Raw genomic sequence first — 24837 nt, 5'->3', positions numbered from 1 at the left:
ATTTTCCTCGTTATTTTGAATTTCCATTTTATATGTATTATACATGATTATAGTAGAAACTTTATGTTTTTAATAATATAGGTTATATCTTTTCAGCATTTGCCACGTTTATCCACTCTTCATAAAATACTTTAACTGATTCATATCGTTCAGCTCGGCTTTCATTTACAGCACGATACGCTATTTCATATAAATTCCTACTTGCTTCCCATTTTGTAAAGGAACGATCTTTTCCACCTCCTAAAATTTCGAAAGCCATCGCCCCCATATTAAATACATTTGTTCTTGCATCAATCATAGCGTTTAGCTCAAATTCTTCAGGAGACATAAAACGAGAGGAACCCCATAATCTTCCCATTTTATTCACGTATGGTTTTTTAGAATATAAATCAATATCACAAATCTTCGTCTCATTTGTATGAAAATTATATAAAATACTACCGTCATAAAAATCTATTGCTACATAGTTTTCCTTTTCGACATATGTATGGAAAGAAAACATAGAATTTAAGGATTGAATTCGCTCCAAAACAGATAAATGCTTATATTTATAATAAGGAGAGTTTGGATTTTTATATTTCTCAGGAGGCGGGAAACTCCAATGTGAATGAAGACATTCGCCATCAAACCAATCAAAAATTAAGACATATCCAGATTGAACGGGAAAATGTTCAATTAGTTTTATAAGCGAGTCATGCTTTAATTCCTCGTATAGGGAAGCTGAATTTTTTAATCTTTCAATAGCGTCTTTCATAGTTCCTTCATATGCAAGTGTTTGTGCCCCGGCATATTTAATAAATTTCTTGCGCCCATCTTTTTCTACACCGAAAGATAGATTACCTGAATCTTGCTGGTCAAAAACTGCAAATACGTTTCCTAATTTCAATAGCCAATCAAAATTATGATGTTCTTTTAACTGGAATGTAACTTGATTCAATTGAATTTTAACTGGAATATCTTTCATAATATACCTCGCATTTATTATAATTAAATTGTATATCTCAGTATTCGACATATTTTGTGAAAATCCTATGTTAATCACATAAAATTTTATAAATATAATAATAAACACTTATAAGAGGGTGAACAATATGGAACAACAAATCGTTATTAAACCATATCAAAAAGATTGGTATGAAGAGTATGTAATAGAAAAAGAGAAATTTATTTCTTTATTCGGAGGAGATTGTATTGCTATTGAACATATAGGAAGTACTTCCGTAGAGGGATTAGGAGCGAAACCTCTAATAGATATGATGATTGGTGTAACGGATTTGCAAATTACCGAAAAGTGGATTGAAGATTTATTAAAGATTGGATATGAGTATGTTCCAAAAGAAACACCTAATCGACGTTTTTTTAGAAAGGGAAAATGGAGAGCTGGTACCCATCATTTGCATGTTTATATTTATAATAGTGACGAATGGAAAAACAATCTTTTATTTCGAGACTTTCTAATAAAACATGAATGGGCACGTAAAGAATATAGAGAATTAAAAGAGAAACTTGCAACTATATATCCTTTTGATCGTGTTTCATATACAAAGGAAAAGACACCGTTTATTCAAAGAATTTTAGAATTGGCCAAAACTCAAAAAAACTAAAATTACAGATTCTTATCTGAAAAATTTAAAAAACCCTTCCTACGTTATTTATAGGGAGGGATTTTTTCTTTTGTCATAACGATATACATTATTTCTAATTATTGGAGACGGATTATTTTATTTATTTCGATATTTCTAGTACATTGAAAATATTAAGGGGGAATTAAACAATGAAAGCTATTGTACATCAATATAAAAAAGGGGTAGAAGGATTAGAATATAAATTTTTACCTGAAACAAATCCTAATGCCGGTGAAGTAAAAGTAAAGTTAAAAGCTGCAGGATTAAATCATAGGGATTTATTTATTATATACAATAGAAAAGAAATGGAGCTGCCGTTAGTAATAGGGTCAGATGGTTCAGGAATTGTTACAGAAATCGGAGAAGGTGTTTCAAATAATTTATTAAGTAGCGAGGTTATTATCAATCCTAGCATTGGATGGGAAAATATTGCCGAAGTACCAGATTTACCAGAGGTTTTAGGTGGACCGAAAGATGGAACGTTTGCTGAATTTGTTATTGTGCCAGCTGAAAATGTAGTGGCAAAACCGTCATATCTTACTTGGGATGAGGCTGGAGTTTTATCGTTATCGGCATTAACAGCATATAGAGCGCTTTTTACAAAGGGTAAATTGAAGTGTGGAGAGCATGTTTTAATTCCGGGAATAGGCGGCGGTGTAGCGACATTTGTCATGTTATTTGCGAAAGCAATTGGCGCAAAAGTAAGTGTTACATCAAGGGTAGAGAACAAAAGACAGTTTGCCGAAAAATATGGCGCAGACTTTTCTTTTAATAGTTCTGGAAATTGGGAAGAGAGTTTACGCGGAGAGAAAGTAGATTTAATAATCGATAGTATAGGTCCAGCAACATTCTTACAATATTTTGATGTATTAAAACCAAATGGGAGAATTGTTAATTTTGGTGCAAGCTCAGGAGATAAAATTGAATTACCATTACGTGCATTATTTTATAACCAAATCGATATTATGGGGACATCTATGGGTAGCCGTGAGGAATTTAATGAAATGGTTAAGTTTATTGAGAAACATAAAATTAAACCAATTATTGATAAAGTATATTCGTTAGAAGAAGCCATTCAAGCGTTAAGTCGTATGGAACAAGGAGAACAGTTTGGTAATATCGCTCTACGTATGGAATAAAAATATGATTTAATAACCTATGTTTTTATATGGATATGTTATGTAATATATACACTTATAGTTTGTGAATCATTTGACTTAAAAGGTTTTTCAACCCTATATATCTTTAATTCATGTAAATAGTTACATAATTGTCAAATGAAAAATAGTAAAATGAATAAAGTGAAAATCTAAATATGTGTAAATGTTGTATACTGTGTAAATCAAGTCAACTTGTATCTTTATTTCAAGTAATATAAGAAATTATAAGGAGAGAGTAACGTGAATTACACAGTATTTCAATGGATAAACAATTTAGCAGGTACATCTGCGCTCTTAGATAAGGTAATGATTGCTATTACAAATAGCGCTGCATATGTGGCTATTCTATTCATGTTTATCTTATGGTTTCATAACGGAAAGAGAATGCGATAAGAAAACAATATACAGTGTTGTATACGACACTTTCAGTAATAATTGCATTACTAGTAAATGTTTTTATTCATGTAGTATATTATCATCCACGCCCTTTTGTATCATATGAAGTGAATCAATTAGTACCTCATGCAGAAAACTCATCATTTGTTAGTGATCATTCTGTACTTGTATTATCGATTGCGTTCATTTTTATGCTTAGAGGAGAAAAGTTAAGATATATTGCACTTTTATGGGCGGTTTTAGTTTGTATATCTCGTTTGTATGTAGGTGTTCATTTTCCTTTAGATGTAATGGGTGCAGCTGTAATAACGATTATAACAAGCAGTTTATTATTGCAGAAAAAACGTATATTTGAACCAATCGCAAAACTTGTTTTCAAAATGTATGCACTCGTAGCGAAACGAATTCCTTTTCTAAAGAAATATAACCATGTAGCTTAAATTTCATAACTAGCCTTTTATATATTGCCCCCCTCCTTTGGAAATTGAAAGGAGGGTTTTTTGTACACAAGTGAATAGATTACTTGCAAAAAGAATTTGAGTGTTATGTAGCAAAATCGAAAGAATGAATATTCAAAAATTTCACGTACTGTATTTTAAGTATATAAATAAACTATCAATAACAATAACTAGTTTCACATTGTTTTAAAGGAATTAAAAGGAAAAGTTCGAAACATATAGTATTGAAAGCAAAAATTACATAATTTGTAGCACACCTCTGCAGTAGTTAATTGTGAAAGAAAGGGGATAAATATGCATAAACTTCAAACGAATAAAGGCGCGCGGTATTTTATGGTTGCTTTTATTGTTTTGTTTCTTATTATGCTTTTGCGTTTTTTCTATATTCAAGCAGTAGGGGTCGTCCATAATGTAGATATAAAGGACCTTGCAACTGAACAACATAATAAAAAGGGTGTTTTGGAAGCGAATCGTGGCACGATTTATGATCAAGCTGGAAAAGTGCTAGTCCAAGATTCCACAACATATCGTGTTGTTGTGAATTTAAAAGGAACAAATAAAGTGAAAAATAAAGATGAAACCGCAAGGCAATTAGCTGATGCGCTTGAAATTGATAAAGAGGATGTATTAAAAAATTTTCATGATGGACGTACGCAAGTTGAAATCGGAAAAGTTGGTCGGAATTTATCTAGAGAATTGAAAGAACAAATCGGGAAAATGAAAATTCCGGGTGTTTCTTTTATGCCAGAGAAAGCAAGAGTGTATCCAAATGAAGATTTTGCATCTTATATTCTTGGTTTTGCTAGACCTGACGATAAAGGAAATACAGAAGGGAAATTCGGACTTGAAAAGAGTCTGGATAAATATTTGCGCTCGACAAATGGGAAAATAGAATATGTGGGAGCACGAAAAGGCATCCCCCTTACAAATGATATAGGAAAAATAGAACCCGCTAAAAATGGAAATAACGTGTACCTTACGCTTGATAAACAAATTAATAGTTTTTTAGAAGAAGCGATGAATAAGGCACAAGATCACTATGATCCTTCTATGTTAGTAGGAATCATAGCGGATCCAAAGACAGGGAAAGTTTTAGCAATGTCTAGTAAACCTAGTTTTAATCCTAATAAAGGCGATATCGAATATTTTTTAAATGATCCAATCGCAAATGCATACGAACCAGGTTCAACAATGAAAATATTTACGTTAGCTGCCGCAATTAATGAAGGTGTATATAACGGGAAAGAATATTTCCAATCTGGAAAATATTCAGTTGGTTCATCTGATATTAAAGATCATAACGGTGGATTTGGATGGGGATCTATTACGTTTGATGAAGGTTTTGAAAGATCATCTAACGTAGCATTTTCTATTTTAGAAGATCAGCTATTGAAACCAAATAAATTTAAGCAATATATGAATAAATTTGGATTCAATCAAAAAACAGGAATAGATTTACCTGGTGAAAGTAAAAATACTTTATTATTAAATACACAAATTCAACAGGTCACAACTTCTTTTGGACAAGGCTCTACAGTAACGCCTATTCAATTAATTCAAGCTGCTACCGCTATAGCAAATGACGGGAAAATGATGCAACCATATATCGTTGACAAAGTTGTAAATCCAATAAATAAACAAGTTATTATGGAAAATCAACCGAAAGAAATTGGGAATCCAATAAAAAAAGAGACAGCGGACAAGGTAAGAGACTTAATGGAGCGTGTTATTACGTCTTCAAAAGGTACTGGTACAATGTATAAAGTGGATGGTTATCCAATAGGAGGTAAGACAGGAACAGCGCAAATTCCGAATCCTGAAAATGGACGATATATGGAAGGAAAAGAAAACTATATTTTTTCATTTTTAGGAGTGGCTCCGATTGATGACCCAGAGTTAATTGTATACTTAGCTATTAAGCAGCCAAAGTTAAAGGGAGATGAGTATGGAGCTCAGCCGCTCGCTGAAATATTTAAACCAGTTATGAAAAATAGCCTTGAATATTTAAAAGTGAAACCGTATACAGAAAAACAAATGGCAGATGCAACGGAACGATTCCAATTAAAAGTACAAAACTATGTCAATCAATCAATGGATACAGTAGAGAATAGTGTGAAAAAAGAGAAGCTCCAACCGATAATTTTAGGCGAAGGAAAAATAATAAAACAATATCCGCAATCTGGTGAAGTAATGAGTAAAGGGGATCGTATATTTTTATTAGGGAAGAACGCAAAAATGCCAAATTTACAAGGTTGGTCAATGCGTGATGTTATGTATTTATCAAAATTATTTAAATTAGATTTAAAAACTACAGGTACGGGCTATGTAACGAGTCAGAGCATTGAAAAGGGACAAGATATACAAGAAGGCGATGCATTAATCCTAGAATTGGAACCACCGTTACAACCGTTAGCAGAGGCGAATACAAACTAATTCGGACAAAGTGAAGGGTCTATATACAATAGGCTCTTTTTTTATAGATTTAAGTAATTTCACGCACCGTAATTTTTTGAAAAAATAATAAATAAGAGAATCAACAGTGACACGTCAGTAAATATCTGATTATTTTATATTTACAGTTAAATAAACTTGTGATAATATGGAAAAAATCAAATGCAGTGAAGAGAAGAGTAAATAAAATGAATTTTTCACAGAGAGCTCCATTTAGCTGAAAAGGAGTAAAAATTCTTTATTGAATCAAGCCTCTGAGCAGCACATCGGAACCTTTTATTAGGGGATAGTGTGACGGGAGCTCCCGTTATAGAGCTATGGTATAAGCATGAATTAGAATGCAGTACCTGATAAGGTTAATATGGCGACATATTAACAAACTAGGGTGGCACCGCGATGATAAATCTCGTCCCTAAGACTAAAAGTCTTGGGGGTGGGATTTTTTTATTGTTTCAAAACAATTTGGAAAGCGGGGGCCTAAAATGAAAAACTTACTTAAAGATTGGAAATATCCATTATTACTACTATCTGGAGTTGGTATTGCGAATTTAGGGGCATGGATTTACTTAATAGCACTAAATGTACTTGTCTATAATATGGGGGGATCAGCCTTAGCTGTTGCTACTTTATATGTAATTAAACCATTAGCCGCTTTATTTACAAACGCTTGGTCAGGAAGTATGATTGATCGTTTAAATAAACGGAAGTTAATGATTCACCTCGATATATATCGTGCGGTATTTATCGCTATTTTACCGTTACTTCCATCACTTTGGGTTGTTTATGTATTCGTATTCTTTATTAGTATGGCAAATGCGATTTATGAGCCTACTGCTATGACATATATGACGAAATTAGTTCCAGTAGAGCAAAGACAACGTTTCAACTCATTACGTAGTTTAATTGGATCTGGTGCATCTTTAATTGGTCCAGCGATAGCGGGAGTATTGTTAATAGCAAGTACACCGGAGTTTGCTATATATGTAAATGCTATAGCATTTCTCTTATCAGGAGTAATTACATTGCTGTTACCTAATCTTGATAAAAAATCCGATATTACTACGTCAAATGATAAGTTATCTTTAGCTGTACTAAAAAAAGATTGGAACATCGTTTTAAATTTCAGTAAAAAATCCTTATATATCGTTTTTGTGTATTTCTTATTTCAAGGGATGATGGTTTTAGTTGCCGCAACTGATTCACTTGAATTGTCATTTGCGAAAAAAGTTTTATTGTTAACAGATAGTGAATATGGCTTTTTAGTTAGTATTGCTGGAGCCGGGTTTATTTTAGGAGCTATAACAAATACAATTTTATCCAAAAAAATAGCGCCTTCATTTTTAATTGGAATAGGATCATTATTCATAGCAATCGGTTATTTAATTTATGCTTTTTCAAATGAATTTTTAATAGCTGCTATCGGATTCTTTATTTTATCTTTCTCTATGGCGTATGCAAATACAGGATTTTATACCTTTTATCAAAATAATGTCCCTGTCCATATGATGGGACGGATTGGGAGTATATATGGGCTTGTGATTGCGGGCATCACCATTTTAATTACGATTTTGTTCGGAGTCGCAACTCAATTTATTTCTATACAACTTGTGGTTATTGTAGGCTCATTGGTAATGCTGCTTATAACTATCATATTGTGTGTATTTACTTTATTGCCCTCACATTCTAAAGTGTATTCCTCTGAGTCAATCAATTCAAAATAGTAATCTTGGTTTTGATTTACGGTATTCAATAGGAGGGTTTACCCTCCTATATATGGAAATATAAGAAGGGTGAACAATATTGATAAACGAGGGTGGTTTTTGTAATGAAAACAAAAGATCAAATAGACAGTATTGTAAAAGAAATGCATCAGCATATAGATTTCTCTGGGGTAATTTTAGTAAAAGAAGAAAAAGGCTTAGTCTATGAAGAGGCGTTTGGTTACGCAAATCGCAATGAATGTATAAATAATACGCTACAAACAAGGTTCGGAATTGCCTCCGGTTGTAAAATATTCACTGCTATCGGTATCTGTCAACTTGTTGAAAAAGGTGTAATTACTCTTCAAACAAAGTTAAAAGAGTGTTTACGTATAAACTTTCCAAACTTCAATGAAGATATTACAATACATCACCTTTTGACGCATAGTTCGGGTATTCCAGATTATTTTGATGAAAGTATTATGGATAACTTCGAAGATCTTTGGGAACAAACTCCTATGTATCTATTAAAAAATTTAAAAGACTTGTTACCATTATTCCAAAGCAGAAATATGATGTTTGCACCTGGAAGTAAGTTTCACTACAACAATGCAGGTTTTATCATACTGGGATTAATAATCGAAGAACAGACAGGATTTGAATTTACGGAATATATAGAAAAAAACATATTCAATCCAATTGGTATGAATGATTCTGGCTATTTTTCTTTAGATAGTTTACCAAGACACACAGCTTTAGGATATATAAAAGACGAAATTAACCAAAATTGGAGAACAAACGCCTACTCTATACCAATAAAAGGTGGTTCTGATGGTGGTGCTTTTATTACTGCTCCAGACATGCTGAAATTCTGGGAAGCGTTATTTAACTATGAAATCATAAGCCGAGAATATACAAACATGCTTTTAACTCCTCATATTCAAGTAAATAATAATCAGTCTTACGGCTATGGAATATGGATTGAAACAAGAGAAAACAAGATATTCAAATATCATGTAATGGGATATGATCCAGGAGTCAGTTTTCGCTCAGCCGTATATCCAGGCTTAGGAATTACATTAGTTATTCCATCAAATAAAGGAGCAGGACCCGAAAAATTAATGACAGAAATAGAAGGAGCTTTTTAATTATATGGATATAGAAATTAGAGCGTATAGAAAAGAGGATGAAACTGGTTGGGTACGTTGTCGTGTGTTATCTTTTTTAGATACAGTATATTACGATAATGTATTTAGAGAGAAAGAAAAATATGAAAATCCTGCTATTGAATTAGTAACAGTATATGAAAATCAAATTGTGGGTTTAATAGATATCGAATATGAATTAGAAGAACGTGCAGTTTGTTCAAGAGGAACTGGTCTTGGCGGCATGATTTGGCATATTGCAGTTCATCCGGATTTTCGTAGAATGAAGATTGCTAATCAACTATTAAATGAGGCAGAAAAGTTAGCGAAAGAACTTAACCTAAATCGATTGGAAGCGTGGACTAGGGACAATTTATGGGTTCACGAATGGTATGAAAAGAACGAATTTGTAAACGTAGATTCATATTTACATGTATATTCCGATCATACAGACGAGATAAAAGGTGTAATGAAAAGTAATATTGATCAGTTATATCCAGTTCAAACATTTGCTCATTATACAGGTGAAAATAAAGAAGAGATAAGAAAACAATTTAAACGAGTTCACGATTGTTTTTGTTTTGAAAAGTATTTTAACTAGAAAGCATTTATTTTATAAATAAATGTTTTCTAGAATGAAATATAATTCTATACAAGTGAATTTGATAACATTATATTTATATCTACGGATTTATAAAATATTACTATGAAGGGATGTGTTAACAGTTTGTATATGATCAATGGTAGTGTGTTTATCATAGTAGGAGTTATCTGTTATTTGATTGTACGAAGTATTTTTATTGGAATGAAAAGTAAAAAAGGTGTGAATTGGTGGAAAGAACTAATTAGTTTTCTATTCGTAATATATATTGGTATGGTTGTTGCAATAACTTTATTTCCTATACCAATCGGTTTTCCAACGGGCATCGAGAATATAAGACTTTCAATCAATATTATCCCCTTTGCTTCAATTATTAAAGATATTGGTAAAATAGGAATTGCTTATGATGGTGATGTTCTATTTATGATTGGTCTCATCGTAAAAAATGTAGGTGGAAATATTTTATTATTAATGCCTTTAGGATTTTTAGCACCAATTATATGGGATAAATTCAAAAAAATTAAAAACACTATTTTATTAGGTTTAGCTATATCAATTAGTATTGAATTATTACAACTAATAGAGTCTTTATTTAGTAGTTGGATACGCATTACTGATATTGATGATGTAATCTGTAACGTTATAGGTTCTATTGTTGGATATTTTATTTATAAAATCACTTTAATGCTAGCTAGTAAATTTAATATTCAAGTATTAAATAAGACTAATTCTAAAGGTGTAGAATCTATTGATAATTGACAGTTCATACGGGTTAATAGATATGTTTGTTTTGAATAAAAATGCTAACAGATGTACGAGTCAAAAGTACGTCTGTTTATTTTTATTAATAATGCTTACGATTATTACATTATGTACCGTAATAAATAGACGAGAGTATAACCCAAAAATATATAATGAATTAACAAAAAAATTGTAAATACATTCATCCTTTGTTTATCAATGCTGTGAACGGTAATACTAAATAACATTGAACTTTTACAACAAGGGATGATAATATGATATTCATTTATACAGATTTTGGCGGAACACATTCAACTTCACTTGCTGCAGCTTATCATTTAAATAAATTACCAACGGATCGTAAGTTAACGAAAGAAGAAATTTTGAATGTAGATTACTTTAATAAATTGAAAACAGAGGATATGGGCAAAATCATTTTTCATGGAATAGACGAAAATGGTAATCCAGTTTATACAATTGGATGTGGTGCATCAAAAGTCGTTGTACCTGCGATGAAACATTTAGGAGAGATTTTGCAAAAACATTATCAAAGTCATGAAAAGATTATTTTTTCTAATACATCACCAACAGTGCCTTTACCAATGACTTTCGGTGGTCTGTTTTCTAGAAGATTTCACATCGACTTCATCGGCGTACCGTTACTCGTATGGGGAGCGAAACTTTGCTGTGATAACGTACAAAGACTTGTTAGTTATACGAAAGAAGCTGGTCGATTGACAAATGATTATGTTGTAATTTTAGATAATGAAACCTTTAAATAATGTATAAAAAGAAGAAAATCGGGCAAATACTTCGGTTTTCTTCTTTTTTTCGTGAAAATGACAAAAAATATTCACATTTAATATCCATCTACTATAGCCAAAACAATAAAGTCCTGTTACTATTACAGGGATATTCTCTTTTCGTAACATAAATATATAGAAAAGTCAGAAAAGAGGAGTTGAATTAAGGGAGGAACAACATGAAGCGTGTTGCTTGGATTACTGATAGTACAACTGCGAGTTTTACAACAGAAGGAGATAACTTTGTTATCCCAATTGAAGTTATTATTGATGGTGTGTCGTACAAAGATTGTGAAGAAGGTGTGCGTGAGCGCGTCTATAATGCGTTAAACGAAGGTAAAACTGTCACTACATCACAACCTAACATAGGGGAAATGGTAGAGTTATTTTCGAAATGCAAAGAAGAATATGAAGAGGGATTTGCAGTTGCTATTAGCGGAAAAGTAAGTGGAACTTATCAAAACATGAAGTTAGCTGCAGACATGGCAGGTTTCCCATTAACGGTATTGGATAGTGAAACAACAAGTTATCCAATGGATGAACTAATTAGAAAAGCGAAATCGTTATACAATGATGGTATGACGTTACAAGATATACACAAAACATTAGTAGATGAAAAAAGAAGACCTTTCCACGTATTCCCGAAAAGTTTAAAAGGCCTTTACGCAAGTGGACGTGTAAAGGGAGTTCAATTTTTACTTGGAAGTTTATTAAGTGTCAACTTAATATTAGAAGTAAAAGGTGGAGAGCTTTTACTTGAAAAGAAAGTTCGCAAAATCCAAAAATGTCGAGAATACATTAAAAATGAACTCGAAAAAGAATTACCAAAAGTACTTCATATGTTCCATGCTAACGATAAAGATGGAGCTGAGGAATGGATTTCAGATATTAGAAAAGCATTTCCTGAAATGGACTTTAAACTATATCCATTACCAATTTCATTTGCGGTTCATGCAGGTGAAGGTACAATAGCAATTAGTTATTAAGAGGAAAACCCGTGAATGATTCACGGGTTTTTTATTTAATTAAATTGAAATTGGAGGCATATCACGTCGCCATCAAACAAAAAGGCTCATTTTATCGTTTTGAGGAGCAACCAATCCCTCAACTTGATTTGAAATTAAAAATATAAACCTTTGCCTACTGGCTGAACAGTTTCTAGAACAGTATCGACCATTTCTTCATTGATTAGGGTTCTTATAATCCAGGCTGAGAGATCTTGAGCAGCAAAACAGCCTGCAGCAGTCGAGATATTTCCTTCGTTTACGAAACTTTGTTCAATAACGTCTACATCAAATTCTTTAAGCTGTTCTACTACGAACGGATATGTAGTGGCTTTCTTACCTGTTAGTAATTTTTTAGCTCCTAGTAGTAATGAACCAGAACACATAGATCCTATTAATTGTCTTTGAGGATCTACATGAATGCTATTAAGATACTCTTGATTTGTATATAAATTTTGTACACCCTTACCACTTGCAAATATTACAGCGTCAGCAGACGGAATATCAGATATGTTTCCTGTCATGGGAATACGTAAGCCAGACATGGATATATGAGTTTTTCCCGTTCCTAATAGTTGAACATCCCAATCAGAAATACCGCCAACTAAACGTACACGATTTAATAAATCCCATGGTAGAAAAACATCTATATCAGTAAAGTTATCAAAACGGACTATTGCAATTTTCATTTTCTAATCCACCCCTTACTGTTGTTACCAGTGCCAATTAACTTTTCTAATAAAACAATTCCTTTAACATTTGATTCTAATTCCATAAGTATGTCCCCTTATTTACAAGATGAACTTCTCCTGTTTATGTTCTATATTAAGTTATAAATCCCTGTATATTCCATGCATTTGAAAGAGGTGTTAGCAATTTTTCAACTCACCCAAACATATAAATCAATTAAATTTTCTGCTTAGTTTCTACCGATTCGTTCTACAAAACCAACATTTTTAGCAATAACTTCGTAAGGTATTTGGAAATGAGAATCTTTAACTTTCTTGAGCAAGTTGGTGTAATTCATCACATACAGAAATAGAAATAAAAGTGTCATCAGAATAGTAGTCCTGCTCCACTGGTTAAATAAAGGAGAGGTGATGATATCCGTTTACATCTATATTTTATTAAATAAAAAATTATATACTTACAAAATATGTGGCATTGAAATATCCTATACATACCTTAAATTTTGTTGTATAGAGCGATAAAAGGATTTTTAAAGATAAAAATAGAAATCTATATAAAAATATATATAAATGGTAGGGATGTTATGAAAATTGGTAAGTTTGGAGAAGTAAATAACATAAGTATTGATACAATTAGACATTATATGGATCTTGGCCTCATTATTCCTGAAAAAAAGGGCGGTCACAATTTTTTTGACGAGTATTGTCAAAAAGATTTAGAGCTTATATTACATTACAAAGAGCTAGGTTTTAGCTTGAATGAAATTAAAGAACTATTTTTTTATAAAAATTTAGCGAAATCTATGAATTACAAAAAAGATACTTTTTACCAATCTTTATTTAAATTGAAATATGACCAGATGGAACAGGAAATAGAACTTTTGGAGAAGAGACGGGATAAATTAAAGGAAGTGTTACATGATTTATTATTAACAAATGAAAGTTCGGATTCAATTATAGGGATAGATTTAAGCGTACTTCATTTGCTTACATGTTCTAAGTGTAGCAAAAAACTAATTCTTCAAGATGGAATTATTACTAACAATCAAATTACTGAGGGGAAGCTAATTTGTAATTGTGGTGAAGAATATATTATTACTTCAGGAATTATAACTGCGGGTAAATCATTTAAAGCAAATGAGCGAACGTCACTTGAAGATACTATTTCGGATTATATTCATGAAACTGATAATGCGTATTTGGAAAATATGCATAGAGAAGGACAATGGGCGAAAAAGAAACTAATACATTTAGATTTAAATAATAAATTAATACTGGATATAGGATCGGGACTTGGGTTCTTTTTGAGAAACATTTATGAAGAACTACCAAAAGATTGCCTATACATTGCAGTGGATCGAGATTTAAATAAACTTTTATTTTTAAAAGATGTATTAGCGAGAAAAAATCCGAAAAGAAACATTCTCTTTATCTGTGCTGATTTTTTGAATATCCCTATTCAGAATCGGTCTGTTGATATTGTAATTGATCATTCTGGTACGAGCAATTATAGTTTTGAGCATGAGGATTTTTTACTTCACGAATTAAATCCACTTTTTAAAACGGATTGTTATTTATTAAGTTTATTTATTTTATTTAAAAATTTCAGCTCAAATAGCCAAATTACAAATAACTTTCGAGCAAATTTTACACTTTCAAAAGTAACGAAAGAAATCCAAGATTTACAGTTTCAATCCATAGATGAAAGTACTTCAAACTATTTGAAACGAGGTGGAAAATACGAGGATTTCTTTGTTCAAGGAGAAGAAATTTATACATATTCATTTTTCGGAAAAAGATGGGGTTAACCCCATCTTTTATTTATTTTCCCTGAAAACTTTTCAAATAGTACATATTGCTATTGGGTTGACCCAAGAACTTACAATGTACGTAACACAAAATTAGGCAGGGGGAAAAGTGATGGGAAGTTTACGATTACATATAGAAAATAAAAAAAGAAACCAAGAACTAAGAAATATTTGTTTATATTCAATTGCAAAAACAGTATCAATATTCGGTAGCTCTATGTATAGTTTTGCGCTAGGATTATATGTTTTACAAATAACTGGATCTGCGTTAAATTTCGCGATTACGCTCATATTAGGAACGATTCCAATAATTGTTTTGAATCCCTTTGCTGGTGTAATTGCTGATAAGGTTGATAAAAAGAAACTAGTTATTTGTATGGATTTACTAAGTGGATGCTTATTAATAGCTGTTTATATATTAAGCAGCTATTATGGATTAAACTTATTCATCATTTATACTACAACCTTTCTTATGACAGTGTTTACAACCTTTTTTGGAATAGGATTAGAGGCTGCAAAACCAAATATCGTCTCTAAAGAGAGGCTTATGAGTATTAATTCTATAAGTAAAATTATCGATTCTGTATCTTTAATTCTCGGCCCTATGTTAGGTGGCATCGTTTTTTCAGTATTTAATATTAAGACTTTTATAATTATAAACGGTATTTCTTTTATTCTTTCAGGGATAGCATTACTATTTATTCATTTTAGACTGTTCGAGTACAACATAAATGAGGGAAATTCAAAAAGAGGAGTTAATTTTATTAAAGATATAAAAGAGGGGGTTTCTTACTTACTTGAAAAGGAAAGCTTAAAGAACACGTTTCATATTTTAATTTCGTTTAATTTCTTCTTAGGCTTTGCTGTAACTGTTCCATTGCCATACATTATTAACACAGTACTCAATCTTGGTTCTAAGCAATTTGGTATCATTCAAGGGACTTTTCCAGTAGGGATGATAATTGGTGCAATTGTAGTAAAAAAGATAACTGATCGTTTTTCTTACTCTTATCTTTTGAAAAAACTAAGTTCTATGTTGTCAGTTTTTATGATTATTTTAGGAATTCCAGTTTTATTCAAAAGCTTTGAAGTGAATGATTTAGTATTCGTTATTACTTATTGTGTTGTTATGATCTTTTTAGGGTTTATTATAGCGCTAATTGATATTCCTTTAATTTATTTCATGCAAAATGAGATTCCCGATGAATACAGGGGAAGGGTTCTCAGCATTGGATTAAGTATAGGTAAAATGATGCTCCCTATAGCAATGGCACTATCCGGTCTATTATTAAATTATATCCCAGCGTACACCATTCCAATTGTAGGGGGATTCTTATATTTAATAGTAATTAAAGTTTCATCAAATCGTTTCATATTAGAGGTTCATTCGAAAGATTATAGTGCTTAGTAGATTCTTAGATTATTTATAGAATGGATACTGCTACCTCTTTCAAGCTAAGAAAAGCAAATACTATAAAACGAAATTTATAGTTTGTTAATTCCTATAGGCCTATTCTTTGTATTTGTTTTTGACTATATTCCGCAATCTGATGATTACTTACAGAATAAGTACGGTGAACACTTTACAGTGTATAAACAGAAAACAGAAAACAAAAAAACTAATACCGTTTATTTGGTAAATCAGTTTCATAAATTATAAAAAGCGCAAGATCATCATCCTGCGCTTTTCTATCGTAATTCAGCTGTTTTTCTAATAACAATCTTATCAATATCATCTTCTTCATCACCATTAAATAACCCGCGTTCTTTTAAATACGCCTCAAAATATAAATCTGCTTCTGCACGTTCATCATATGGTTTTACAGATAGAACGAAACCTAATTTGTTTTGTTCCTCTAAATGAGAAGTGGAGATGTAGGCCGGTACATTGTGGCGTAAAAAGAGTTCTTTAACCGGAATAATCATATCTTTCATTAATTTCGTTAACATACCCATTTCAAACTCGAAATTAAAGCGATCTATGCTACATAAATCAGCGAATACTACACCGATAAAACCTGTATTAAATACTTCTTGATATTCTACATCTTCGTCATTATCGTAAAAATTCTTTTCGATTAAATAATTTATAAAGTAAGCAACACCGTCACTTTGTTCAAATGGTTTTGTTGAAAGAACAAAGCCGATTTTCTTTTGTTTATGTAAATACACACATGACATGTATGCTGAAATGTTATGTTCTTTAAATAGAGAACTTGTTGCCCCAGAGAGGCCATCAAGTACGTGATGAACAATTTGAAGTTTTTTACGAGCGAAATAATAGGATTTCTTTTGTAACTCCAATGTATCAATAAAGACAGAGCCGATAAAGCCTGTATTTGAAATGATAGGTGTTTGCTTTTTTCTTCCTCTGCGCTTTGCTTGAGCCATTGTAAAAATCATCCCTTCATGTACAAGTAAAATAAAAAGAACGTTTGTTCGTATATTTATATTTTACTATTAAAACGCTCTAAAGTAAAGGGTTTTTGACGAAAAAAACAACAAAAAAGACACCTGTAAAAAGTGCCTTAAACGCTGTAGGGAAGAGGGTTCATCCCAACTATTTATATTATGATACAGAAACGATCTCTTCTGCATCTTCTACATCTAAATGACAGTCCATAGTACGAACATCTTGATCTTCATGACTTCCGAAATAAATAGTAATTTTCATATGTATCGCTCCTTTATTCTAGGAATACCTAAAATAATTACTAGTAATGTTACTATTTATTATATACCACTTTTTTCATTCCGACAACGTTATATCATTTTTAATTCTTTTAGGGCAAAAAGAGTAATGTATAGAGATATTTTTATAGAAATAGATACATTTCTTATGTGTTATATTTAATACTGAAGAATTCGAAAACGAATTTTTATGAAAGGAGCAAAATGAATGAATTATAAACAGTTACTAATAGATAACTTCACATATAAAACCTCATATATTGCGCGGCAGTTACATGGAATGAATGTAAAAGAAACGAAGGATTACATTGCTGTCGACTGTGGTTTACCGGCAGATACATTTAATATCATTACTATACTAAACAATAATTTAACGGAAGGTATTGAGAAACTATATAAAGTGGTAAACAACTATAATCAAAAGAAATTTCCAATGAGTGTTTGGTTTTGGGATGATAGGCATGAGCAGACTATAAAAAGAGAATTAATAAAACTTGGCTTAAAAGAAGCAGAACAAAATATCGCGATGATAGCAGACTTAAAAACAATTCATCCAACAATAAACATGCCAGAAGGTTTTACGATACAAAAAGCATCTTCGTCAGGACAAATTAAAAATTTTGGGGAAACGTTAGCTAATCTATTTGGTACTTCAGAGGAAGGTACACATGTACAAGCATTCTACAATGAAACTGCTTCTTTCGATTTATGGAATAGTGAGAATATGAAACTATATTTAGGGATTTTTAAAAATGAAGTCGTATCTGTTGGTTCATTAGTATGTACAAAAGATAGTATTGGTATTTATGATATAGCAACAAAAGAAGAAATGAGAGGGCAAGGATTTGGCTCTACTATGTTTAATTACTTGCTACAAGAAGCAAAGAAATTAAACGTTTCTCAATGCGTATTACAAGCTTCACCTGATGGGATTAATATTTATAAAAAGGCTGGTTTTCAATCTGTTGGACAAATGACTGTATTTGAAAATAGACGTTTAATTGAATAAATTATTCAATCTAAATTGCTTTTATGTAGGAGTTAATACATCATTATGAAAAAAATATATATCGTTACAATCATTTTCACCTTTATAGTAATAGTCACTTTTGCTTTTCATAAAGTAAATGAACTTAAGTACACAAAAGCTATTAATCAATCAAATCATATAAAAAACATTGCACATAGAGGAGCTTCTGCGTATGCGCCGGAACATACAATACAAGCTTATAAACTAGGACAACAATTAAAAGGAGATTATATAGAAATTGATCTTCAAATGACAAAAGATGGACATTTAGTAGCTTTGCATGATGAAACAGTAAACCGCACTACAAATGGTAAGGGGCTAGTTAAGGAACATACATTAGAAGAAATAAAGCAACTAAATGTAGGTTCTTTTTTCAATGAAAAGCATCCAGCTTTAGCAAAGAAAGAATTTGAGGATGCTACAGTTCCAACACTAGAGGAAATTATTCAAACGTTCAGGAATAGTACTAATTATTACATTGAAACAAAATCGCCAGATGAATATCCCGGTATGGAAGAAAAGTTATTAGAAATTATAAAGCACTACGAAATAAGTGATAAAATTATTATTCAATCATTTAGTAAAGTAAGTTTGCAAAAAATTCATAGTTTAGATGTTCATATACCTCTAGTACAATTACTACCTTACAAAAAGGCAGTTCAATTAACTGAATTAGAGATAAAAAAGTATAAAACATACTGTATCGGTATTGGGATGAACTATAAATATATTGATTCAGCTTATGTAAAGAGAATAAAGAAACACGGATTAGAAGTTCATCCATTTACTGTAGATAATGAAAAAGATATGAAAAAGTTACTTCTATGGGGAGTTGACGGGATGTTTACGAATTACCCGGATCGTTTACATTCGTTATTACAATCTTGAATTATAATGGTGTAATTATCACTGAATCAATACAACAAGTACCCACAAGTATACAAAGATAGTTTGTGGTCCAAATGGTAACATCATTGAATACATAGAGCCGATATTGAAATGAAATCCGAAAAAGAATCCAATATTTTTATTGGATTCTTTTTATTTAGCTCCAAGTGACGAACTTAAAGCAATATGAATTTGAATTTGTTAATAAAATATTACATTGAGTATGATTTTTTGTAATTACCATTAGAAAGTAACGAAATTGTAATGAATTTTAACTACGCTTTTTATATTTTTTTGATACACTGACTACGAGAGGAATACCGATTAATGTAGGTAAAAACCAAAACCATATAGGCGGTAATAAATTAATTATGGGAATATGAATACCGACGTTTACTAAAAGTGCGGTAACGGCACCAATATAAGAACCTAACATACCTCTAATATGGTGATGGAGCCAATTTTTCCAACGTTTTTTTCGTGCGAGGTATCCATATATCGCAAATGAATAAGAGAAAATTGCTACATAAAATAAATATGCGATTTTATCCCAGCTTATAATGGATAATATAATTGCAGTAAGGGTGATGACAACATAGGATGCATGATATATTTCACCCCATTCCGTATGTTTTCCTTTCTTCTTTTGAGCAACCATCGCTACAATACCGGTGATTAAGCATATTGTTCCAAATAATATGTGGATGGTTAAAAGAATGTGAAAAATGCTCATAATAATTCCTCCTTTTTTATTTTTATAGTATTGCAGTATAGGAGGAAAGTTGAAACGTATTGTTTATTCACCTTAATATTTTGAAATAAATGTACTCCTAGCACAAATATAAACGGACAAATTTTTCTTGAACTTAGCGGAGACACGTATTACGTGAAAAGAAGGAGAGACTTCCATGTTTACATCTATTACATATTTACAATCTGGGAATGAGAAGCAACAAAAAGTGTATGATGTTTTGAATAAACTTAACATTATGGAGGATTTAATTTTGTATAGTCCGGTTCTTTGCGGGACAATTCCTATTAGAATTGATACTCTTCAATCTGACTTAGATATAGTAATGGAAGTACATAACTTTGATGTTTTTGAACAGGAAATGAGATCTTTATACGGTTCTTATAAAGGATTCAAAATAAAAAAGAAAAAAATTAAAACTACAGAATCGATAAAGGTAAATTTTGAATTTGAAGGTTTTAAATTTGAATTATTTGCTCAGCCTAAGCCAGTACGTAACCAAAATGCATATAGACATATGATAGTAGAGCACATGCTATTAATACAGCATCCCCATATAAGGGAAGAAATTCTTCGCTTAAAAGAGAACGGTTTAAAAACAGAACCTGCTTTTGCTCAAGTATTAAATATTGACGGAGATCCTTATGACGAACTTATTTTATTGGGACAGGAAATGAGATTGTGGTAAATACGATACACAAAAACTCCTCTATAGTTAAAAGAGGAGTTTTTGTTATGCCATGAGCTTACGGATTAATTCACTCAACAATTTAATTCCGCTAGTCATTTGCTCTGGAGAAACATATCCATATGATAAACGAATGTACCGATCTGATTCTTCTTCATATATACGTCCTGGGTTTAAAAGAATTCCTTTTGATAGCGCCTCTGAAAATAATTTCTTCATCGGAATGTTAGGTACAATCTTTAGCCATAAAAATAATCCACCACTAGGAATATCCCACGATGCAACATCTGCGCAGTACTTATTTAAAGCTCGTATCATGAATTGTCTTCGTTCTTTTAATTGAATTCTTACGTTTGCAACATGTTCTTCATAAAAACCTTTATTTATCCATTCAGCAGCAACTCTTTGAGATAAAGAGCTCGATCCATAGTCTGTTTGCATTTTTATATCTGACAATCTATCAATAACTGGTTCGGGTCCAATGATCCATCCAATTCTAAGTCCTGGGCTAAGTGTTTTAGAAAGACTACCAACATATAATACATGTCCATGTTTATCTATCGACTTTAAAGGAGGTGGAGGTGGTTCATCAATCCATAACTCTCGGTAAATATCATCTTCAATTATAGGTAACTGTTCCTTTTCACATATTTTTATTATTTCTTTTCTTCGTTCTTGAGACATTAATGCCCCTGTTGGGTTTTGAAAACTAGGGATAGAATATAAAATGTTTTTCTTTTGACTGTATTTAATACGTTTTAATAATTCGTTAGGTAAAATACCGTGATTATCCATACATATACCAGATAGATTTATATTTGCTGATTGAAATACATGAAGTGAATATAAGTAAGAAGGTTGTTCAAGTAAAACGGTTGATTCTCTATGCAAAAGACCAATTGATATTAATTGGAGTGCTTGTAATGCACCAGAGACGATTAATATAGAACTGGCTGAAGTATGTATTCCGAATGATTTTACGTATTTACTAATTGCTTCACGTAACGGCAAAAAACCTTTTTGTTCTTCGTATCCAAAATAATCTATTTCGTCACTTACGCTTTTCATAATGGACTGCATAGTTTTTAGCGGGAAAAGTTGAGGCGCAAGTTCACCTTTACTAAGATGGATAAGTTCTTTATTTGCTTCTGCTTCATTGATTTCTCGTACCATTAACTTGCTAGGTTTGTGAATACCAGCTTTTACATATTCACTCCAATCAGGCGGGGGATTCGTCGCTAATAATGACCATGTATTATTTGTTACAATTGTTCCTGCTCCAATTTTCCCTTGAATCAATCCATCTGCCATAAGTTCATCTAGCGCAGTTATTACAGTACTTCGATTTACATGAAATAATTTGGCTAACTGCCGTTGACTAGGAATCTTACTTCCAATAGGCCATTCTCCGTTTTCAATTTTTTCTTTCATAAAATTTACTATCTGCCGATACTTAGGCAGTTTTTTATTAGTTGTCATAAAAAAACTCCCTCGTTCACTTTATAAATGCCAAGTGGTTGGTTTTTACGATAAATAACTGGTTGAAGACATTGTAACAACTATTAAATATGATGAAAAGAAATAATTGGTAATTATAAAGTGGTTGGTTTGAAGGGGGAGAAAAAACATGAATTATAAAAAATGGGACTTTCGGATTATTTGTGCTCATGCTTTTACAATTTTAATATGGGGGACTGCCTTTCCAGCAATTCGTATGGGGCTCGAATCTTATACACCTGAGCACCTTACTTTACTACGTTTATTAATCGCTTCATTTATTCTTCTGTTGTTTTCTTTTATATACAAGTTACGACTACCGGATTTAAAGGATATCCCAGCAATTTTTATATTTGGTGCTTTAGGATTTACTTTTTATCACATTGCATTAAACTACGGCGAAAAAACAGTAAATGCTGGATCTGCAAGTTTAATTGTTTCAGTCACACCTATAGTAACGGCTATTTTTGCATCTGTTTTTTTGAATGAAAAAATGAAATTAAATGGTTGGATCGGTGGTGTAATTAGTTTTATAGGAATTGCTTTCATATCATTTAGTCAAGGAGATGCTATTCAATTGAATAGTGGAGGATTATTTATACTATTAGCAGCGATTTCAGAAAGCTTATTTTTCGTTTTCCAAACTTCTTACTTGAAAAAGTATGGTTTCTTGCCATTTACCATATATACAATTTTATCTAGCACTGTATGTATGCTTATTTTCTTACCGGGAGTGTATACAGAAATACTAGCAGCTCCTCTTGAAGTGAATATGAGTGTTATATATTTAGGTTTATTTCCAACAGTACTCCCATATATCGCATTGGCATATATCATATCTCATTCTGGTGCTGCTGAGGCAACAAGTTCTCTATATTTAACGCCAGTAACTGCATGTTTTATTGCTTGGATATGGTTAGGTGAAGTGCCGACTTTTGTTTCGATAATTGGCGGGGGAATTACTATACTTGGAGTTTTAATTACTCATATATCACTATCAAAAAAAGAAAAATATACAACTCTAGTAAATAATAAATCAATATAAACTCATTCCATAACCATTTTATTATAATTTCTTTCTTTTGTTGATAAATATAATATCTTGTATTTTAGTTAAATATTGTATGTTACATTTTGTGTAGTAAGTATTTTAAAAGGAGATGAAAACATAATGAATGGAAAAAGGAAAGTTTTCACATGTATTTCTATTATAGGAATTGGATTAGCTAGTTTTTCTAATGCTGCTTTCGCAGTGAATGTAACAGATAATTCATTGAAAAAATCTATCCCCGTCATTAATCAACAAGTAGCTGCTGCAAAAGAAATGAAACCATTTCCCCAGCAAGTTAATTATGCAGGTGTTATAAAACCTAATCATGTTACACAGGAAAGCTTAAATGCTTCTGTGATAAATTACTACGATAATTGGAAAAAGAAATATTTAAAAAATGATTTATCTTCTTTACCTGGTGGTTATTATGTAAAAGGAGAAATTACCGGTGATGCTGATGGGTTTAAGCCACTTGGAACTTCAGAAGGTCAAGGATATGGGATGGTAATTACTGTATTAATGGCTGGTTATGATTCGAATGCCCAAAAAATCTATGATGGTTTATTTAAAACAGCAAGGGCTTTTAAAAGCTCTCAAAATCCTAATTTAATGGGGTGGGTTGTAGCAGATAGTAAAAAAGCACAGGGACATTTTGATTCTGCCACTGATGGGGATTTAGATATTGCGTATTCCCTTCTTCTTGCTCATAAGCAGTGGGGGTCAAATGGATCGGTTAATTATTTGAAAGAAGCACAAGACATGATTACAAAAGGTATTAAAGCTAGTAATGTTACAAATAATAACCGACTAAATTTAGGAGATTGGGATTCTAAAAGTTCACTTAATACAAGGCCATCAGATTGGATGATGTCACACCTTAGAGCATTTTATGAATTTACAGGTGATAAAACTTGGCTTACTGTTATTAATAACTTGTACGATGTTTATACACAATTTAGCAATAAATACTCTCCAAATACGGGGCTCATTTCAGATTTTGTTGTGAAAAACCCACCACAACCAGCACCTAAAGATTTCTTAGATGAGTCACAGTATACAAATGCATATTATTACAATGCTAGTCGGGTACCATTAAGGATTGTAATGGACTATGCGATGTATGGAGAGAAAAGAAGTAAAGTTATCTCTGACAAAGTCTCTTCATGGATTCAAAATAAGACGAATGGAAATCCTTCTAAAATTGTGGATGGTTATCAATTAAATGGATCAAATATAGGTAGTTATCCAACTGCTGTATTTGTGTCACCGTTTATTGCTGCAAGTACAACGAAAAGCGATAATCAAAAGTGGGTAAATAGTGGATGGGATTGGATGAAGAATAAGAAAGAAAGCTACTTTAGTGATAGTTATAATTTATTAACCATGCTATTTATTACAGGTAATTGGTGGAAACCAGTACCTGATGATAAGAAAATAGAAAACCTAATAAATGATGAAACTCAAAAAGGATACGATAAATAACAGGGTTTTCTTTTTAGTAAAAGGAATTAGCACTATGCTAGTTCCTTTTTAATATTTCGTGAAGCAATACAACTTTACAATTAAATAAAGAAAAATTTAATAAGATCATGTTGTAGGTTGTTGTCGGAAAAGGGAGAATATGTCACTCTGTTGAATATAAAAATACAACCTATTTATA

General features: G+C 31.6%; 21 protein-coding genes, 1 pseudogene and 1 other annotated feature. Of the genes and pseudogenes, 17 read left to right on the top strand and 5 right to left on the bottom strand.

Features of this window, described 5'->3' with window-relative positions; genetic code table 11:
* Positions 1 to 82: 82 nt before the first annotated feature.
* Entirely contained in the window at positions 83 to 964 is an 882-nt protein-coding gene (locus QCI46_RS14320) for a protein kinase (RefSeq protein ID WP_353840629.1), read from the bottom strand.
* Between the two features lie 127 nt (positions 965 to 1091).
* On the opposite strand from QCI46_RS14320, the gene QCI46_RS14315 reads away from it, so the two are divergent.
* From QCI46_RS14315 to QCI46_RS14270, 10 genes and pseudogenes are all read left to right on the top strand, one after another.
* The gene (locus tag QCI46_RS14315) at positions 1092 to 1604 is read left to right on the top strand and encodes a GrpB family protein (protein WP_353840628.1); all 513 of its coding nucleotides are present in this window, start codon (positions 1092 to 1094) and stop codon (positions 1602 to 1604) included.
* A 170-nt stretch (positions 1605 to 1774) separates the two neighbouring features.
* A complete protein-coding gene (locus QCI46_RS14310) occupies positions 1775 to 2764 on the top strand; it encodes a zinc-binding dehydrogenase (protein WP_353840627.1) in 990 nt (329 codons plus the stop codon).
* 261 nt (positions 2765 to 3025) lie between these two features.
* A pseudogene (locus tag QCI46_RS14305) lies at positions 3026 to 3621 on the top strand (undecaprenyl-diphosphatase).
* A gap of 312 nt (positions 3622 to 3933) precedes the next feature.
* Complete coding sequence (locus tag QCI46_RS14300; protein ID WP_353840626.1) at positions 3934 to 6072, top strand: penicillin-binding protein; 2139 nt, start codon at positions 3934 to 3936, stop codon at positions 6070 to 6072.
* A 176-nt stretch (positions 6073 to 6248) separates the two neighbouring features.
* Positions 6249 to 6507 (top strand) — a binding site (T-box leader).
* A 65-nt stretch (positions 6508 to 6572) separates the two neighbouring features.
* Positions 6573 to 7811, top strand: a complete 1239-nt coding sequence (locus tag QCI46_RS14295) for an MFS transporter (RefSeq protein WP_353840625.1) — start codon at positions 6573 to 6575, stop codon at positions 7809 to 7811.
* Between the two features lie 104 nt (positions 7812 to 7915).
* A complete protein-coding gene (locus tag QCI46_RS14290) occupies positions 7916 to 8938 on the top strand; it encodes a serine hydrolase domain-containing protein (protein ID WP_353840624.1) in 1023 nt (340 codons plus the stop codon).
* 4 nt (positions 8939 to 8942) lie between these two features.
* Complete coding sequence (locus QCI46_RS14285) at positions 8943 to 9536, top strand: GNAT family N-acetyltransferase (protein WP_353840623.1); 594 nt, start codon at positions 8943 to 8945, stop codon at positions 9534 to 9536.
* A 105-nt stretch (positions 9537 to 9641) separates the two neighbouring features.
* The gene (locus QCI46_RS14280) at positions 9642 to 10295 is read left to right on the top strand and encodes a VanZ family protein (protein ID WP_353840622.1); all 654 of its coding nucleotides are present in this window, start codon (positions 9642 to 9644) and stop codon (positions 10293 to 10295) included.
* A gap of 257 nt (positions 10296 to 10552) precedes the next feature.
* Positions 10553 to 11059: a DUF3189 family protein gene (locus QCI46_RS14275; RefSeq protein WP_000576339.1), complete on the top strand. Its 507-nt coding sequence runs from the start codon at positions 10553 to 10555 to the stop codon at positions 11057 to 11059.
* A gap of 200 nt (positions 11060 to 11259) precedes the next feature.
* Entirely contained in the window at positions 11260 to 12066 is an 807-nt protein-coding gene (locus QCI46_RS14270; RefSeq protein ID WP_000831941.1) for a DegV family protein, read from the top strand.
* Positions 12067 to 12200: 134 nt separating this feature from the next.
* Here the strand turns inward: QCI46_RS14270 and QCI46_RS14265 are convergent, their stop codons facing one another.
* The gene (locus QCI46_RS14265; protein WP_353840621.1) at positions 12201 to 12773 is read right to left on the bottom strand and encodes a DJ-1/PfpI family protein; all 573 of its coding nucleotides are present in this window, start codon (positions 12771 to 12773) and stop codon (positions 12201 to 12203) included.
* Positions 12774 to 13357: 584 nt separating this feature from the next.
* On the opposite strand from QCI46_RS14265, the gene QCI46_RS14260 reads away from it, so the two are divergent.
* Complete coding sequence (locus QCI46_RS14260; RefSeq protein ID WP_353840620.1) at positions 13358 to 14581, top strand: methyltransferase domain-containing protein; 1224 nt, start codon at positions 13358 to 13360, stop codon at positions 14579 to 14581.
* Between the two features lie 112 nt (positions 14582 to 14693).
* Positions 14694 to 15989, top strand: coding sequence for an MFS transporter (locus QCI46_RS14255; protein ID WP_353840619.1), 1296 nt, complete (start codon positions 14694 to 14696; stop codon positions 15987 to 15989).
* A gap of 281 nt (positions 15990 to 16270) precedes the next feature.
* On the opposite strand, the gene QCI46_RS14250 is transcribed toward QCI46_RS14255, so the two are convergent.
* Entirely contained in the window at positions 16271 to 16984 is a 714-nt protein-coding gene (locus QCI46_RS14250; RefSeq protein ID WP_353840618.1) for a hypothetical protein, read from the bottom strand.
* A 496-nt stretch (positions 16985 to 17480) separates the two neighbouring features.
* Here QCI46_RS14250 and QCI46_RS14245 point away from each other — a divergent pair, with 496 nt between their 5' ends.
* Positions 17481 to 18281 carry a GNAT family N-acetyltransferase gene (locus tag QCI46_RS14245; protein WP_353840617.1) on the top strand — a complete coding sequence of 267 codons (801 nt, stop codon included), beginning with the start codon at positions 17481 to 17483 and terminating at the stop codon, positions 18279 to 18281.
* Positions 18282 to 18326: 45 nt separating this feature from the next.
* The gene (locus tag QCI46_RS14240) at positions 18327 to 19190 is read left to right on the top strand and encodes a glycerophosphodiester phosphodiesterase (protein WP_353840616.1); all 864 of its coding nucleotides are present in this window, start codon (positions 18327 to 18329) and stop codon (positions 19188 to 19190) included.
* A 271-nt stretch (positions 19191 to 19461) separates the two neighbouring features.
* On the opposite strand, the gene QCI46_RS14235 is transcribed toward QCI46_RS14240, so the two are convergent.
* Positions 19462 to 19923, bottom strand: coding sequence for a hypothetical protein (locus QCI46_RS14235; RefSeq protein WP_000021531.1), 462 nt, complete (start codon positions 19921 to 19923; stop codon positions 19462 to 19464).
* A 175-nt stretch (positions 19924 to 20098) separates the two neighbouring features.
* Here QCI46_RS14235 and QCI46_RS14230 point away from each other — a divergent pair, with 175 nt between their 5' ends.
* On the top strand, positions 20099 to 20629 hold the full coding sequence (locus QCI46_RS14230; protein ID WP_060486812.1) for a DUF4269 domain-containing protein: 531 nt from the start codon (positions 20099 to 20101) through the stop codon (positions 20627 to 20629).
* A 45-nt stretch (positions 20630 to 20674) separates the two neighbouring features.
* Here QCI46_RS14230 and pdxR read toward each other — a convergent pair whose 3' ends face one another.
* On the bottom strand, positions 20675 to 22108 hold the full coding sequence (gene pdxR / locus QCI46_RS14225; protein ID WP_353840615.1) for a MocR-like pyridoxine biosynthesis transcription factor PdxR: 1434 nt from the start codon (positions 22106 to 22108) through the stop codon (positions 20675 to 20677).
* 148 nt (positions 22109 to 22256) lie between these two features.
* Here pdxR and QCI46_RS14220 point away from each other — a divergent pair, with 148 nt between their 5' ends.
* A complete protein-coding gene (locus tag QCI46_RS14220) occupies positions 22257 to 23171 on the top strand; it encodes a DMT family transporter (RefSeq protein ID WP_353840614.1) in 915 nt (304 codons plus the stop codon).
* A gap of 126 nt (positions 23172 to 23297) precedes the next feature.
* Positions 23298 to 24659 (top strand): family 8 glycosyl hydrolase, encoded by a 1362-nt coding sequence (locus tag QCI46_RS14215; RefSeq protein ID WP_353840613.1) that lies wholly within the window; start codon positions 23298 to 23300, stop codon positions 24657 to 24659.
* Positions 24660 to 24837 lie beyond the last annotated feature (178 nt).

It is taken from the genome of Bacillus cereus group sp. RP32 (genome assembly GCF_040459735.1).
Taxonomy (GTDB): Bacteria; Bacillota; Bacilli; order Bacillales; family Bacillaceae_G; genus Bacillus_A; species Bacillus_A wiedmannii.
This window is presented reverse-complemented; position numbering and strand designations above follow the sequence as displayed.